Consider the following 15,597-nt stretch of genomic DNA (forward strand, 5'->3'; position numbering starts at 1 on the left):
TAATTCGGAAAAAACCTTATATTTTTCTGGTGAGGTTTACATAAAAATACATATAGAAGAAAGTAAAAAAACTCCACCTAAATTTCCTTTTGAAAAAGGAGAAGTAAGGTGGAGTTTTTTATTATATAAACAATCCAGCGATTGTTGCAGATAAGATAGAAGCAAGTGTTGATGCAAATAACATTTTCCAACCGAATCTAGATACGACACTTCCCTGTTTTTCAGAAAGAGCACGGATTGTCCCAACGATCGCACCAATTTGGCTAATACTTGCGAAGCTAATTAAGAATACTGTAACGATTCCGACTGTACGTGGAGATAATGTTGATGCAACACCTTTTAAATCAAGGATTGCTACAAATTCGTTTAATACAATCTTCGTACCCATAATTCCACCAGCTGGGATAATATCTTGAGTTGGAATACCCATTAAGAATGCGAATGGAGCAAGTATATAACCGAAGATTTGTTGTAAAGTAACAGCATATCCCATTGCACCTGAAGCTGCGCTAATTACGTAGTTTACAACTTCCATCACACCGATGAAGGCAATCATTAATGCAGCAACGATACCAGCTACTTTTAAACCATCAAGCGCACCGTTAATCATTGCGCCGATAAAGCTGTCTCCGAATAAAGTTCTATCAAATTTTTGAATCACTTCATCTTCTTTCTTCGTATCAACTGGTGTTAATAGCGAACAAACGATTAAGCTTGAGAATAAGTTTAGCGGAAGAGCGGCTAGTACATATTTCGCATCTAACATCATTACGTATGATGCTGTAACAGAAGCAGAAACGGAACTCATTGCAGAACAACAAATGATAAACATACGGTTTTTGTTAAAATGCTGTAAATCGTTTTTAATAACGATTAACGCTTCACTTGAACCGAAGAATACAGAGTTTACTGCGTGGAATGACTCGACGCGTGGTAAACCAGTAATTTTTGAAATTGCACCGCCGACAACGCGAACGATGAATGGTAAAACACCTAAATAACTAAAGATAGAAAGTAGTGCTGAGAAAAATACGATAATTAATAATACATTTAAGAAAAAGACAAAATCTCTTTGAATTCCATTAAAGAGAAAATCGACACCTGTCGTACCAAGTTTAATTAGTTTGTTGAAAACTTTACTAATGAAGATGATAATTTGTTGACCAATTTTTGTGCCAAACATAAACCAACCGATTAAAATTTGGAAACCAATCATAATAGCAATTGCACGGAAGTTGATTTTACTTCTATTGTTTGACAAAGCAAAGCATAAACCTAAAACGACAAGAATACCGATAATGCTCATTACATATTGCATGTAGTTGCCCCTTTCAGAAGTTCGTATAAAGTTTGTACATAAAACGCTCGTTATATTACTAAAAATAAAACAAAGAGGTTTTATGTCATACGTAAGATGTCTGACCTTTTAGAAAAATAAAAATAAAAAAAGACCCATATGGATTCACTTTCATCTATGAGAGAAAGCTAATCAATATGAGTCCTTTTTTTGCACATAGGCTAATATTCATTAGTTTTCCCCATAGTCCAGCAATTTAAGGTTGCCGGGTAGAAACTCTCGATCCATATTATCGAATATATATGAGGTAACATCGTCCGTATTAAATTAGTAGTAGCGTAACATTAACAGAGAACTATCGTCAATAGCTTTTTTTCTTCCGATAGAAATAGACCATATAAGTATGATAAAATGTAACGCAGTGTTATGAAAAAGAGAGGTCGGAAAATGAGTACAAAAATGACGCCACCAGTTGAAAAAAATGATTTTATAGATGTAGTATTTGAAGATTTAACCCATGATGGTGCCGGTGTTGCGAAAGTAAAGGGCTATCCTATTTTCGTTAAAAACGGATTACCAGGTGAAGAAGCACAAATTAAAATTATTAAAGTGAAGAAAAACTTCGCATTCGGTCGTTTAATGAAGCTTCATACAGAGAGCCCATATCGTAAAGATGCAGAATGCCCAGTGTACAATCAGTGCGGCGGTTGTCAGCTTCAGCACTTAACATATGAAGGACAATTACAAGCGAAAGAAAAACAAGTACGTGATGTTATGCAGCGCATTGGTGGATTAAGCGATGTTCCTGTACACCCTGTACTTGGTATGAAGAACCCATGGGTATACCGTAACAAAGCACAAGTACCAATTGGAGAACGTGAAGGTGGACTTGTCGCTGGTTTCTATCGCCAAGGAACACATGACATCATTAATATGGAATCATGTTTAATTCAGGCAGAAGAAAACGATACATTAATCCAGGAAGTAAAACGTATTTGTGAAAAACACGGTATTTCGGCATACAACGAAGAGCGTAACAAAGGAACACTTCGCCACGTAATGGCTCGTTACGGACAAGTAACAGGGGAAATTATGCTTGTCTTCATTACTCGTACAGCAGAATTACCAAACAAAAAAGCAATCATTGAAGAAATTGCAGCGAAATTCCCAGAAGTAAAATCGATTGTTCAAAACGTAAACACGAAACGTACAAACGTAATCTTTGGAGATACAACGACAGTACTGTACGGATCAGAATACATTTATGACTTTATCGGTGACATTAAATTTGCAATTTCAGCACGTTCATTTTATCAAGTAAACCCAGAACAAACGAAAGTGTTATACGATAAAACGTTAGAATATGCAAAACTAGATGGTAACGAAACAGTAATTGATGCCTATTGTGGAATTGGATCAATCTCCTTATTCCTAGCGCAAAAAGCGAAAAAAGTGTACGGCGTTGAAATCGTCCCAGAAGCAATCGAAGACGCAAACCGAAACGCAGCACTAAACAACATGACAAACGCTGAGTTTGGCGTAGGAGAAGCAGAAGTAGTTATTCCAAAATGGTACAAAGAAGGCATAATCGCCGACACAATGGTCGTAGATCCACCGCGTAAAGGTTGTGATGATGCACTACTAAACACAATCATCGACATGAAACCAAAACGCGTCGTATACGTATCATGTAACCCAGCAACATTAGCACGTGACTTAAAAGTACTAGAAGAAGGCGGATATAAAACGCAGGAAGTACAACCTGTTGATATGTTCCCGCATACGACTCATGTGGAGTGTGTGGCTTGGCTTAAGTTGGTATAATAGGAAAGCAGTTGATATAGGAGAATCTATACCATCTGCTTTTTGGTTTATCCCGCTTTAATGGGCAGTAAGACCCCCACCTCAAAATTCAGCGAAAGCAAAGAAGTTAGGTGGGGGATCAACTGCCCATAAAAGTCCGATTGGTTCAACTAATAATCAGTGGGGGATGAAGAACCCCCCCCACTGATTAAAGTTTCACTTTATTGAGAGTTTGAAATTGTATTCATAGTGAGAGGATTTGAATTTGAAATGATAGATAATTTTTGGAGTGATTTACCACGACCATTTTTCGTACTTGCACCAATGGAAGATGTGACAGACGTTGTTTTCCGTCACGTAGTAAGTGAGGCAGGTCGCCCAGACGTATTCTTCACAGAGTTCACAAACTCGGATAGCTATTGTCATCCAGAAGGTATGAAAAGTGTACGTGGCCGTTTAATCTTTACAGAAGATGAACAACCGATCGTGGCGCATATTTGGGGAGATAATCCTGAATATTTCCGTCAAATGAGTATTGGTATGGCAGAGTTAGGATTTAAAGGTATTGATATTAACATGGGTTGCCCTGTACCGAACGTAGCATCAAGAGGAAAAGGTAGTGGCCTTATTCTACGTCCAGACGTTGCGGCAGAACTTATTCAAGCAGCAAAAGCGGGTGGACTACCTGTCAGCGTAAAAACACGACTGGGCTTTAAAGAGTTAAGCGAATGGGAAGATTGGTTAACGCATATTTTCAAACAAGATATCGCAAACCTTTCTATTCATTTACGTACAAGAGAAGAAATGAGCCAAGTAGATGCGCACTGGGAGCTAATTCCGGAAATTAAAAAATTACGTGACCGTATCGCACCAAATACGCTAATAACAATAAACGGAGACATTCCTGACCGTAAAACTGGACTGGAACTTGCTGAAAAATACGGTATTGATGGCGTAATGATCGGACGAGGTATCTTTAAAAATCCGTTTGCTTTCGAAAAAGAGCCAAGAGAGCATAGTAGTAAAGAACATTTAGATCTTTTAAGACTACAACTCGATCTTCAAGATCAATATGCAGAAGTATTACCACGCTCCATCACAGGGCTTCACCGCTTCTTCAAAATTTATGTAAAAGGCTTCCCTGGAGCTGCTGAACTAAGAAATCAATTAATGAGCACAAAATCGACGGATGAAGTGCGAGCATTGCTTGATAAGTTTGAGGCGAGTGTTAATAAAGATGGGGATAGTGAAACAGTGTGATTTTTGAAAGTTAGAGGGAATGGAGTGTTTGCTTCATTTTAATTAAGGTGAACCGTACCACAAATAAAAAGTAAAACCTAAGTAAACATAATCAATCTATTTCACCTGAATTTTGCGTAACATTCACGTTTGAGTTGCATAAAAAGAAATGGACTAACCTATATTAGGTTAGTCCATTTTTAAGTGTGTTAATTAATAGTAAATCCCCATCCTTTTTTGCTTTATTAATATCATCCTTAAATGAAGGAGCTATCCCACTACCAACTAAAATACTTTTTACAGTATTTGAAGGCGTTTCTATTGATAGGATCTTTCTTAATTTCTAATACAATAAATTCGTTATTAGAAGTATCTTAATAATAAATAAAATCATCCCCACAACCATTAATCCACCTAAGGCTACAAAACCTCCCCCTAAAATGTTAAAGTAGTAACTTAACGACATTCATTTACACATGCTAAAAGCATTACTATAATCAACATTTCAGGAGGCAAAACAATGGCAATGAGCAACAACGATATATTAAAAAGAGTAAGGTACGCTTTAGATATAAGAGATATAGATATGGTAGAAATCTTTAAACTTGGTGGTATGGAAGTAACGAAAGAAGACGTAGTTGATATGCTTACAAAAATAAAGAGAGCACCTCAGCATGAAGCTGAAAATGATGATGTGGTCGAAGATGAGTACGTAAAAACATGCGATATGATGATGTTAGAGGCATTTTTCAATGGATTTATTACTTTAAAAAGAGGGAAGCAAGATCCGAAACCAGGACAACCGGCACCTGTACAAAGCAAAGAGAGTGCGAATAACCTTCTTCTAAAGAAAATGAAAATTGCACTATCTTTAACGAGTGAGGATGTACTTGATATATTAGATAGCGTAGGCGTTACGGTAACAAAGGGAGAACTAGGAGCCCTATTAAGAAAGAAAGGCCATAAAAATTATAAAGAGTGCGGCGATAGATACGCAAGGAATTTCATTAAGGGATTAGGTATAAAGTATAGAGGGTAATGAGTCGGTTAACGCGGTAAATGATATAATAGGTAGAGTAGGGCGTTCGTATCCTACTCTTTTTTATTTGTAAAAATAATACGCTAGGTGATGAAATGGTACATACATATTTAGGTGAGACAATTAATTTTCATATAAATTATAAAAAGAAAAAGTCCGTGCGTCTTTTTGTAGATTCGTACGGAAATGTGGAAGTGCAGGCTCCGAAAGGGACACCTGTTGAATACTTAGTCCAGCTGCTGGAGGAGAAGTGGGATTGGATTCAGAAAACACGTAAGGAAATGCAGGAGCGAGCGCTTGGACCACAGGAAAAGGATTATGATCAAGGAGAGGGTTTTCTGTATTTAGGAAGTACGTATCCGATACAGATCTCCCAAGATACAAGTATTACGCAAGACAATGCAGTGTTTGAAGGAGATAAGTTACACATTTATGTGAAAGAGCTTAAGGATGAGAAAATCCAGCAGGCTTTAAAACGATTTTACTATAAGCAGTGTAAGTCATTAGTAGAGAAGAGTATTAAAGTGCATCAAAGTAACTTCAAAACAAAACCACGTTCTATTCGTATTACAGATAGTAGTCGCACGTGGGGAACTTGTGATTCAAATTTACAGCTAACATTTAATTGGAAGTTAGCGATGGCACCACAGCAAGTAATTGATTATGTAGTTGTTCATGAAATGTGCCATATGGTTCATTTGAATCATGATCGCTCTTTTTGGCGTCTTGTCGGGAAAATAATGCCTGATTATAAGGAAATGGAGAATTGGTTAGCGTTATCTAGTTGGAAGATGACGGTTTAGTGGTGAACTTTATATAGGTTACGGTTATTGTCAATACTTGTCGGTAAGTCGATATATTTCAAAAATCGCTGATATATTTGGAGTTGCAATCGATATGTTCAATGAAGAGAAAGTAAAAGGAGATGTCACAGCAGACATCTCCTTTTTTTCAGGTATATAAATCATCGTCCAAACTTCACAACAAAATCTCCGTCTACTTTCTCCATTCCATACCCATGATAACCGTTCGAAAGTAAAGCCTGCTGTCCAACAGCGTCACTCATCGGAACACTCTTAACATCCGTCCAATTTCTTTCCTTGCCTCCACGCAATTCCTTCACAAAAACATACCGCATACTCCCGCCATATTTTGCCTTCAATGCAGCAATCTCCATTCCTTGCGCAAACTTATCTTTTAAACTTGGAATGTTAAAAGGGGCAACGGTGCAGCAAACGTAATCGTATTTGCTATCTTCGTTTTGTAATTCGTCCATGATGACTGTTGCTAATATTTTTTGGATCCCATTTCCTCGGTTGTTCGGGTGAACATTTGAAATTTCTTGATAGATGACGCGATGTAGTTCGCTTTCTGCTATGCCAATATCAAGTCCTAAATGTTCGTCGTCGATAGGAGGAACGAGTAGGGCACGAAATGCGATGAGTTCGTTTTCGATAAAAGCACCGATCATCATGCCGTTTCCTTCTAGAATGTATTGAAATTCTTCTAGCGAGAGTGGCTGTAAGCGACTTTTATCCTCTAGCGCCTCAACTACAACGTTTTGTAATGATAAGATTTGTTCAATGTTCTCTAGTGTTAGTAATGTAACGTGAAATGGTTCGTTATTTTGTTTTAATGATCCTTTGTATAGAACTGTCATGCGTTAGTCCTCCTTTAGCGTACAACGTCTTGAAAGACGGTTAGTTCTTGTAATGTATCTTCGTTTATTTCAATGCCGAGTCCTGGCTTTTCGTTTAAGCGAATAAATGGTACGTCGTAATGTAAGTTTCCGATGTCTTTCGTGAACTTTAATGGACCTGTAAGTTCAACGCTCGTAATGATTTTTTTCGAGAAAGCGACATGGAATCCTGCGGAAGAGGCAACGGATGATTCGACCATGGATCCAACTTGGCATTCAATGCCTGCCATTTCTGCTTGATGAGCGAGTTTTACAGAGGGATATATGCCGCCGCATTTCATTAGTTTTATATTTACTTTATCAGCCGCGTCTAATTTAATGATTTGGCGCATTTCACGAGAACCTTTTAATCCTTCATCAATCATAAGCGGAAGGTCTGTTTTAGAACGAATGTGAGCCATTGCGTCAATATCGTCTGCGACAACAGGCTGTTCAATCCAGTCGATGTTTAAATGACCTAATGAACGAAGTGCCGTTAATGTGTTGGCGCTATTTTTCCATCCTTGGTTTACATCAACGCGAATCGCAATATCATTTCCTACACGTTCACGTACCGCTTCAATTCTTTTTACATCTTCTTTTACATTCGTACCGACTTTCATTTTGAAAGATTGGTAACCTTTTTGAATCATGGAAGCAGCTTCTTCAGCCATGTCTTCAGGTTCGGCGATACTTAAGACGTGAGTGACAGGGAAGTCTTCATGGTAGCGTCCGCCAATTAATTGATATACAGGTTGATTTAGTTTTTTGCCCATTATATCAAAACAAGCAATATCTATTGCGGCTTTTGCAGTAGGAACACCGTAAATGGTATTGTCCATCATATCGTGTATTTTCTCGATATTCATTGGATTTTGCCCGATGAGCGCAGGAGCAAGTGTATGTTTTAAAGTATGGAAAGTACTTTCCCATGATTCGCCTGTAACGTGATCATCAGCAACGCCCTCACCGTAACCGATAATGCCTTCATCTGTTTCCATTTTGACGATAATAGAAGGCATGTCAGAATAAGAACCATAACTAATAACAAACGGATCGCGAAGTGGTAAACGAATTGCGTAAAGATGAATAGCTGTAATTTTCATTAGGTAGAGACCCCTTCCTGTTTACAATAGTTTTGTACATTTGATATAGTTGACGTTAAATAGTCGTTAATTAATGATAAGGAGTTAGAGAAATGATGATAAAAATTGCAGTTGTCGGTTCAAAAGAGTTTATGGAGACACTTTTACCTGTCGCTCATAAACTAGAAGAAATAGAGATTGATCCATATATTTACCTTCATCCGGCGGAATCTTCTGAACTTTTAAAGCGTTTAAAGCCGTGTGATTTCATCTTTTTCTCAGGTGCTTTACCTTATTATATGGCAAAAGAAATAAGAGAACAATTACGAATTCCAAGTACGTACTTACAGCAAGACGAGACAACTGTCGCATCTTCCATTCTTTCTGTCATGTATCACCAACGTATTCAACCACATAAAATTTCAATTGATTTAGTAGACCGCTCATTCATTACAAATGTGTTCCATGATATCGGTATAAAAGAAAGTCCACAAGTGTTAGATTATGAAAATATGCTGTGGAGTAAAGATGAAATAAATAGAGTTATTGATTTTCATGTAGCTAAATATCAATCTGGAGATGCTCATTTAGCTTTAACTAGTATTCACGCTGTCTATGATGAACTTCAAAAAATAGGTATTCCTTCAGAGCGTATGATAGATCCGAAGCAATCCATTATACATGGGTTAAAAGATGCGAAAATAAAAGCTGAGTTAGCAAAAAGCCATTCAGCTACTGTTGGTGCTTGTATGATTTCTTCTTTAGAATTACGAGAAGGTTTGCTTGAGCAATTAGATGCTATTTCAAAAGAACTACGGGGTTCATTTAAAAAAGTTGATGAAATGACGTTCATTTTGTATACGACTCGTGGTGATATTGAATCGATTATAAAAACAAATATGATAAATAATTTATTTGCGAGTATAGAAGGAACAATAGCTATTGGATTTGGTTACGGAAAAACTGTGAAAGAAGCGGAGCAAAATGCTAAAATTGCTCAAAGTTTCGCGAAGAATAATCCAATAGACCACTGTTTTTATATACTAACAAGTGATAAAGAACTATTTGGTCCGTTCCCGAAAGAACAGAGAGTACAAAGTTTGAAGAATGACAACCCAGAACTCATGAAAATAGCGAAGGAAACGAAACTTAGTCCAGCCAACTTGTCAAAAATTATTCAATTTAGTCAATCACATCCATCATTGAAGTTTACAGCAGCGGATCTTTCTGAATACTTACAAGTGACTCGCCGATCAACAGAAAGGTTATTAAAGAAACTAGTTGATTATGGGTATGCTCATATTTGCGGCGAGGAAATGCCCTATCAACAAGGGCGCCCTCGCGCAATATATGAAATGAATTTACCGGTATCTCTAAGCTTCTAGTTGAGCCTTTTGTTTTTTTAGTAGTTCCGCTTTTTCAATGTCTGATAGTTTCGTAATTGTGAGACCAGTTAGGCCGTAAATGATTGAAATAATAGGTACGATGAAATTCAATATAGCATAAGGAGCATATTCGAATGCGCCAACTCCAAGTGTTGCGAGTATAAATACACCACATGTATTCCAAGGTACGAAAACAGAAGTTAATGTTCCGCCATCTTCTAATGCTCTGGATAAATTTTTAGAATGTAGTCCTTTTTCTGTGTATGCATTTGCGTACATTCTTGAAGGAACAACAATCGAAATATATTGTTCAGAGCAAGTAAGGTTGGTTGCAAAGCAAGATGCGATAGTAGAAGCGATAAGTCCTTTTGCTGATGTCGCTAATTTTAAAATTTGATTTACAATTGCGCGAAGAATACCAGTATGTTCTAATACTCCTCCAAAGGTCATAGCGACAATTGTCATCGAAACTGTATTCATCATCGAATTTAAGCCACCGCGGTTAAAGAGTTCGTCTACTAGCTTGTTGCCAGTGTCTATGACAAATCCATTTTGGAGTGCACCGACAGACGCGGAGACAGAACCACCTTGAATAAAGACTTGTGATAAAAATCCTAAAATTATACCTACGAGAATAGCTGGTATAGCAGGAACTTTTTTAGCGACCAATACCATAACGACTACAGGTATGATTAGTAGGAGAGGGGAGATAACAAAGTTTTGTTGCAATACTTGTAACGTTTGATCGATACCTTTTGCATCAATATTGTTAGCGCCAAAATTTCTTCCTAAGAATGCATAAACGATAAGAGTAATAATTAAACCTGGAATTGTAGTAAATAACATATGACGAATATGTGTGAATAAATCTGTATTTGTTAATCCTGCGGCTAAGTTTGTTGTGTCTGAAAGCGGTGACATTTTATCGCCGAAGTAAGAACCGGAAATGATAGCACCGGCAACCATTGGGGCTGGGATTCCCATACTTAGGCCAATTCCCATTCCTGCAACACCAATTGTTCCCATTGTAGACCAAGAGCTACCGATAGCTAATGCAACAATAGAACAAATAATTGTAATTGAAACTAAAAATAGTGATGGAGTTAAAAGATTTAAACCGTAATAAATCATTGTTGCGACGATTCCGCCGCCAATCCAAGCACCAATCGTTAAACCTACTAGAATAATGATAACGATAGCGGGTAATGCGAGGCGAATTCCTTTATACATTGCTTCTTCAATGTCGTTCCATTTGTAACCGTAACGCCAAGCGACGATAGAAGCAACGGTTGTACCGATAATAAGTGGGACGTGAGGGCTTTGTTTTAATACAACAATTGTAACCATCATAACTGCAACTGTAATGATAATAGGGATTATTGCTACGCCAAAAGGTATTTCTTTTTTCATAAATTGCCTCCTCATTATGTATGTTTGTATTTTTGGAATTGTCGCAAAATAGACGTTATTAAATTATAATAACTAAAAATTGATATGAGCGTCAATAAAAAACAGAAAATAAGGAATCTTCTATCGTTATAAAGTGAGTGAAAATGAGTTGTCGATCGTATTTAAAAATAAACAATTGACTTTTTTCTTAAAATTCAATATGTTCATAAAAACATCTGTTTTTCATAAGTATAATTAACCTGAATGGTTTTGGAATTTGGGAAGGAGAATGTAGCTTTGAAAACATTAGAACTACAAGAGCGGTTAACTGAAATTTTTCAGCATTTACATGAAAACCCTGAAGTGAGTTGGAAAGAGTATGAAACGACAGCGTATATTACTAACTTTTTAAAAGAAGAAGGAATTTCATATAAAATATTTGATGATTGCCCAGGCGTGATTGCTGAAATTGGAAGCGGAAATCCAGTTATTGCAATTCGTGCCGATATGGATGCACTTTGGCAAGAAGTGGACGGAGAGTTTAAAGCGAATCATTCATGTGGTCACGATGCTCATATGACAATTGTGATGGGGCTTATTTTACAATTGAAAAATATGAGATGGGATAGTGGAACGGTTAGATTTATTTTTCAGCCGGCAGAGGAAAAAGGAAATGGTTCTTTAAAGATGGTAGATAAGGGGGCTGTGGATGATGCTGATTTCTTATTTGGTGTTCATCTAAGACCGATTGAAGAACTACCTTTGAAACAAGCTGCCCCGTCTATTCGTCACGGAGCAGCAGGATTTTTAGAAGGAACGATTCATGGAGATGATGCACATGGGGCACGCCCACATCAAGGGATAAATGCAATTGATGTCATTTCTATGATCAATATCGGTTTGAAAAATATATGGCTACCACCGCAAAGTTCATATTCAGTGAAGATGACAAGGTGCCAAGCTGGTGGAGATAATTTAAATATCATTCCAGGTAACGGGCATTTTAGTTTAGATGTAAGAGCGGAGAGTAATACATTATTAGAAGAATTGAAGAAAAAAATAGAACATGTAATAGAATCGGCCGCATCTATGGGATCGAAAACTTCATACAAATGGATCGACCTTGCACCAGGAGCTGAAGTGTCAGAAGAAGCTGAGCGCTTTATGCGAAAAGGCATTCTTGAAGTGTACGGGGAAGAGGGATGCACTGGACCACTGTATACGACAGGAAGCGATGATTTCCATTACTACACAGTGAAGAGACCACATTTAAAAGCTGTCATGCTTGGACTAGGTGCCAACCTACAACCTGGATTACACCATCCGTATATGAAGTTCGATCATAGTTGTATTATGGATGGAGTAGAAATATTGAAACAAACTGTATTGAAAGTATTAGAGGACAGGGGCTAGATAGCTCCTGTTTTTTTGTAGGAATGTGTCGTTAAGTCGATATATTGAAAAAATCGTTGATATATTCTAAGTTACGATAGATATATTCAGAAAATCATTCATATAATTTCACGTATCAGTTAACTTGATGCAAAATGAGTCTTCAGTACATGGTGTATAATAATAAGTACCATTTTCTAATAGGAGAAGACGAATGAACGAACAATATTACGATGCAGTATTACATATAAAAACTGTCGGTGAGCAAAAGGGTTTTAACAAGTCTATGCATTATCACCGTTATGAACCGACGCCATATAGCGGATTAGATGAGTTATTGAATCAATATGAAATAAGAAGTAGCGACCGGGTTGTAGATTTTGGATGCGGAAAAGGACGATTAAATTTTTACATGCACCATAAGTGTGGTGCTTCAGCAGTTGGAATTGAAATGAATGAAGAGTTTTATAAAGAAGCAATGGATAATCTTGAGCGCTATGCACGAAAGGTAAGAAACAGTAAAGATAAAATTGGGTTTGAATGCTGTTTAGCGCAAGAATATGAGATTGATCCACGTGATAATCGGTTTTATTTTTTTAATCCATTTTCTGTACAAGTGTTTATGAACGTAGTAAATAACATTTTGCTTTCGGTAGAGGAAACAGAGAGAGAAGTAGATATTATTTTATACTATCCTTCTGAAGATTATATTTTCTTCTTAGAGAACCAGACTACGTTTGAGCTGAAGAGAGAAGTAAGGTTGCCAGGTGCTTATGAGAAGAATGGGAATGAGAGGTTTTTAGTTTATACATTAAGATTATAAAAAAAGCAGGTGCCAAGGCACCTGCTTTTTTTTACTCACGTCTATATAATTAGTTACGGATTAAGTAATCAAATGCACCTAAAGCTGCGTTTGCACCTGAACCCATAGAGATGATGATTTGTTTGTACGGATTATTTGTACAGTCACCTGCAGCAAACACTCCTGGTACGTTTGTAGCGCCGTGCTTGTCTGTTACGATTTCACCGCGAGCGCGTTCAACTGTTTCGCCTAACCAGTCTGTGTTTGGCACAAGACCGATTTGTACGAATACACCTTGTAATTCAACGTGATGAACTTCTTCAGTTTCACGATCGATGTAAGAAATACCGTTTACTTTATCAGTACCAGTGATTTCTTTCGTTTGAACGTTTTTCAGAACAGTTACGTTTGGTAAGCTGTTAAGACGCTCTTGTAATACAGCATCAGCTTTTAATTCTGGCATGAATTCAAGAACAGTTACGTGCTTAACGATACCTGCTAAGTCGATAGCTGCTTCAATACCAGAGTTACCTCCGCCGATAACTGCTACGTCTTTTCCGATGAATAATGGACCGTCACAGTGTGGGCAGTATGCTACACCTTTATTTTTGAACTCAGCTTCACCTGGTACGCCAACGTTACGCCAGCGAGCACCTGTTGAAACGATTACGCTTTTACTTTTCAGAATAGCGCCGTTTTCAAGTTCCACTTCAATAAGTTCTTTTTTCTCTAAACGTTTTGCACGTTGTAGATTCATTACATCGATGTCGTATTCTTTTACGTGCTCTTCAAGGCTTGCTACTAGCTTAGGACCTTCAGTGCGTTTTACGCTGATGAAGTTCTCAATGCCCATAGTATCCATTACTTGACCACCGAAGCGCTCAGCAACGATACCAGTGCGGATGCCTTTACGTGCTGCATAAATTGCTGCACTTGCACCAGCAGGGCCGCCACCAACAATAAGAACATCGTATGGATCTTTATCAGAAAGCTCTGATGCATCTGGACCGTTACCCATTTTAGCTAAAATTTCTTCAAGTGTCATACGACCGCTTCCGAAAGATTCGCCGTTTAGGAAAACTGTTGGTACTGCCATGATGTCTTTGCTTTCTACTTCCTCTTTGAATGCAGCGCCATCAATCATAGTATGTGTAATACCAGAGTTTAGAACGCTCATTACGTTAAGAGCTTGTACAACATCAGGACAGTTATGACAACTTAGGCTGATATAAGATTCAAAATGATATTCGCCTTGAATGTTTTTAATTTGATCGATTAATTTTTGTTCAACTTTTGGAGCGCGTCCACTTACTTGTAGTAAAGCTAACACTAATGAAGTAAATTCGTGTCCTAATGGAATACCAGCGAATACGACACCAGTGTCTTCACCAGGGCGATTTACGCTAAAGCTTGGTGTTCTCTCTAATTCAACTTTTTCTACTGTAATCTTAGATGACATAGTAGCTAATTCGTCTACTAGAGCTAACATATCTTTAGATACGTCGTCGTCTCCAGCGCTTACTTTAAGTAAAATATCGTTCTCCATTAACTGAAGGTATTGGGATAGTTGTGTTTTTATATCTGCATCTAGTATCATTTTGATCGAACTCCTTAGATTTTGCCTACAAGGTCAAGGCTTGGTTTAAGTGTTGCAGAACCCTCTTGCCATTTAGCTGGGCAAACTTCACCTGGGTTGTTACGTACGTATTGAGCTGCTTTAATTTTGTTAACAAGAATGCTTGCGTCACGGCCGATACCGTCAGCATTGATTTCCATAGATTGGATAACGCCGTCTGGATCGATGATGAATGTACCACGAGCAGCAAGACCTTCTTCTTCCATTAAAACGTTGAAGTTTGTAGTGATTGTGCGAGTTGGGTCACCAATCATAATGTATTCGATTTTGCCGATAGTTTCTGAGCTATCATGCCATGCTTTGTGAGTGAAGTGAGTGTCTGTAGATACAGAGTATACTTCAACGCCTAAGTCTTTAAGAGTTGCATATTGGTTTTGTAAGTCTTCAAGTTCAGTTGGGCAAACGAATGTGAAGTCAGCTGGGTAGAAACAAACTACACTCCATTTTCCTTTTAAACTTTCGTCAGTAACTTGGATAAATTCTCCATTATGGTAAGCATTAGCTTTAAACGGTTTTACTTCTGTGCCGATTAATAACATATTAAAATTCCTCCTAAATGTTGGTTTTGAGCATCAAAAAATAGTGTGCTCATAAAATATATTTTTTAATTAACTATAATAATTCTAATTCGATATTAATTATCATATAGAAGTGGTTATTTTGTCAAGAGAATAAACCAACTTTATATCAATTTAATTAATATTTATTCTCAATTAAGGTTGTTAGAGAATTAAAAGGTAGTTTTCATTTAATCGATTTTCAACGAGTATGTAAAAGAGTAGTGCGTATGTTAGAGACATGGTGTAAGTATAAATTGTTAGGAAGGGAGTATTTCTTAGAAGTTGTGGATTT

The 15,597-nt window shown here is 37.4% G+C and carries 14 protein-coding genes and 1 riboswitch; of the genes, 8 read left to right on the top strand and 6 right to left on the bottom strand.

The genetic code is table 11. From position 1 onward, the window contains the following. Positions 1 to 121: 121 nt before the first annotated feature. Entirely contained in the window at positions 122 to 1,318 is a 1,197-nt protein-coding gene (locus tag DM800_RS16345) for a NupC/NupG family nucleoside CNT transporter (protein WP_001200511.1), read from the bottom strand. A gap of 203 nt (positions 1,319 to 1,521) precedes the next feature. Continuing rightward, a riboswitch (purine riboswitch) is annotated at positions 1,522 to 1,623 on the bottom strand. A 121-nt stretch (positions 1,624 to 1,744) separates the two neighbouring features. On the opposite strand from DM800_RS16345, the gene rlmD reads away from it, so the two are divergent. From rlmD to DM800_RS29640, 5 genes are all read left to right on the top strand, one after another. Then, the gene (gene rlmD / locus DM800_RS16350) at positions 1,745 to 3,121 is read left to right on the top strand and encodes a 23S rRNA (uracil(1939)-C(5))-methyltransferase RlmD (RefSeq protein WP_016133496.1); all 1,377 of its coding nucleotides are present in this window, start codon (positions 1,745 to 1,747) and stop codon (positions 3,119 to 3,121) included. A gap of 249 nt (positions 3,122 to 3,370) precedes the next feature. After that, positions 3,371 to 4,360: a tRNA dihydrouridine synthase gene (locus DM800_RS16355; RefSeq protein ID WP_147787203.1), complete on the top strand. Its 990-nt coding sequence runs from the start codon at positions 3,371 to 3,373 to the stop codon at positions 4,358 to 4,360. Positions 4,361 to 4,859: 499 nt separating this feature from the next. Then, positions 4,860 to 5,378, top strand: coding sequence for a YehS family protein (locus DM800_RS16365; RefSeq protein WP_147787204.1), 519 nt, complete (start codon positions 4,860 to 4,862; stop codon positions 5,376 to 5,378). A 95-nt stretch (positions 5,379 to 5,473) separates the two neighbouring features. Then, positions 5,474 to 6,181, top strand: a complete 708-nt coding sequence (locus DM800_RS16370; RefSeq protein WP_088609260.1) for a M48 family metallopeptidase — start codon at positions 5,474 to 5,476, stop codon at positions 6,179 to 6,181. 37 nt (positions 6,182 to 6,218) lie between these two features. Then, positions 6,219 to 6,341, top strand: a complete 123-nt coding sequence (locus DM800_RS29640; RefSeq protein WP_255447003.1) for a hypothetical protein — start codon at positions 6,219 to 6,221, stop codon at positions 6,339 to 6,341. A gap of 1 nt (position 6,342) precedes the next feature. Here the strand turns inward: DM800_RS29640 and DM800_RS16375 are convergent, their stop codons facing one another. Together DM800_RS16375 and DM800_RS16380 are read right to left on the bottom strand one after the other, a co-directional pair. Further along, a complete protein-coding gene (locus DM800_RS16375; protein ID WP_147787205.1) occupies positions 6,343 to 7,038 on the bottom strand; it encodes a GNAT family N-acetyltransferase in 696 nt (231 codons plus the stop codon). Positions 7,039 to 7,052: 14 nt separating this feature from the next. After that, on the bottom strand, positions 7,053 to 8,162 hold the full coding sequence (locus DM800_RS16380) for a mandelate racemase/muconate lactonizing enzyme family protein (protein ID WP_097907540.1): 1,110 nt from the start codon (positions 8,160 to 8,162) through the stop codon (positions 7,053 to 7,055). A 92-nt stretch (positions 8,163 to 8,254) separates the two neighbouring features. On the opposite strand from DM800_RS16380, the gene DM800_RS16385 reads away from it, so the two are divergent. Beyond that, complete coding sequence (locus DM800_RS16385) at positions 8,255 to 9,526, top strand: transcriptional regulator (protein WP_147787206.1); 1,272 nt, start codon at positions 8,255 to 8,257, stop codon at positions 9,524 to 9,526. Here DM800_RS16385 and nhaC read toward each other — a convergent pair. Further along, the gene (gene nhaC / locus DM800_RS16390) at positions 9,515 to 10,936 is read right to left on the bottom strand and encodes a Na+/H+ antiporter NhaC (protein ID WP_147787207.1); all 1,422 of its coding nucleotides are present in this window, start codon (positions 10,934 to 10,936) and stop codon (positions 9,515 to 9,517) included. The genes DM800_RS16385 and nhaC overlap by 12 nt on opposite strands. Positions 10,937 to 11,212: 276 nt before the next feature. On the opposite strand from nhaC, the gene DM800_RS16395 reads away from it, so the two are divergent. Together DM800_RS16395 and DM800_RS16400 are read left to right on the top strand one after the other, a co-directional pair. Continuing rightward, positions 11,213 to 12,328, top strand: coding sequence for a M20 peptidase aminoacylase family protein (locus tag DM800_RS16395; protein ID WP_098653536.1), 1,116 nt, complete (start codon positions 11,213 to 11,215; stop codon positions 12,326 to 12,328). A gap of 193 nt (positions 12,329 to 12,521) precedes the next feature. Then, entirely contained in the window at positions 12,522 to 13,130 is a 609-nt protein-coding gene (locus DM800_RS16400; protein WP_098133551.1) for an SAM-dependent methyltransferase, read from the top strand. Positions 13,131 to 13,179: 49 nt separating this feature from the next. Here DM800_RS16400 and ahpF read toward each other — a convergent pair whose 3' ends face one another. Both ahpF and ahpC read right to left on the bottom strand, forming a co-directional pair. Continuing rightward, on the bottom strand, positions 13,180 to 14,706 hold the full coding sequence (gene ahpF / locus DM800_RS16405) for an alkyl hydroperoxide reductase subunit F (protein ID WP_147787208.1): 1,527 nt from the start codon (positions 14,704 to 14,706) through the stop codon (positions 13,180 to 13,182). A 14-nt stretch (positions 14,707 to 14,720) separates the two neighbouring features. After that, positions 14,721 to 15,284, bottom strand: coding sequence for an alkyl hydroperoxide reductase subunit C (ahpC, locus tag DM800_RS16410; protein ID WP_000924420.1), 564 nt, complete (start codon positions 15,282 to 15,284; stop codon positions 14,721 to 14,723). Positions 15,285 to 15,597: the final 313 nt, after the last annotated feature.

It is taken from the genome of Bacillus sp. AY18-3 (assembly GCF_008042305.1).
GTDB classification, from domain to species: Bacteria; Bacillota; Bacilli; order Bacillales; family Bacillaceae_G; genus Bacillus_A; species Bacillus_A wiedmannii.

What these genes read in the sequence shown, in the direction of transcription:
- DM800_RS16345 (WP_001200511.1), bottom strand. Translation starts at nt 1,318, where the DNA reads ATGCAATATGTAATGAGCATTATCGGTATTCTTGTCGTTTTAGGTTTA.
- rlmD (WP_016133496.1), top strand. Translation starts at nt 1,745, where the DNA reads ATGAGTACAAAAATGACGCCACCAGTTGAAAAAAATGATTTTATAGAT.
- DM800_RS16355 (WP_147787203.1), top strand. Translation starts at nt 3,371, where the DNA reads ATGATAGATAATTTTTGGAGTGATTTACCACGACCATTTTTCGTACTT.
- DM800_RS16365 (WP_147787204.1), top strand. Translation starts at nt 4,860, where the DNA reads ATGGCAATGAGCAACAACGATATATTAAAAAGAGTAAGGTACGCTTTA.
- DM800_RS16370 (WP_088609260.1), top strand. Translation starts at nt 5,474, where the DNA reads ATGGTACATACATATTTAGGTGAGACAATTAATTTTCATATAAATTAT.
- DM800_RS16375 (WP_147787205.1), bottom strand. Translation starts at nt 7,038, where the DNA reads ATGACAGTTCTATACAAAGGATCATTAAAACAAAATAACGAACCATTT.
- DM800_RS16380 (WP_097907540.1), bottom strand. Translation starts at nt 8,162, where the DNA reads ATGAAAATTACAGCTATTCATCTTTACGCAATTCGTTTACCACTTCGC.
- DM800_RS16385 (WP_147787206.1), top strand. Translation starts at nt 8,255, where the DNA reads ATGATGATAAAAATTGCAGTTGTCGGTTCAAAAGAGTTTATGGAGACA.
- nhaC (WP_147787207.1), bottom strand. Translation starts at nt 10,936, where the DNA reads ATGAAAAAAGAAATACCTTTTGGCGTAGCAATAATCCCTATTATCATT.
- DM800_RS16400 (WP_098133551.1), top strand. Translation starts at nt 12,522, where the DNA reads ATGAACGAACAATATTACGATGCAGTATTACATATAAAAACTGTCGGT.
- ahpF (WP_147787208.1), bottom strand. Translation starts at nt 14,706, where the DNA reads ATGATACTAGATGCAGATATAAAAACACAACTATCCCAATACCTTCAG.
- ahpC (WP_000924420.1), bottom strand. Translation starts at nt 15,284, where the DNA reads ATGTTATTAATCGGCACAGAAGTAAAACCGTTTAAAGCTAATGCTTAC.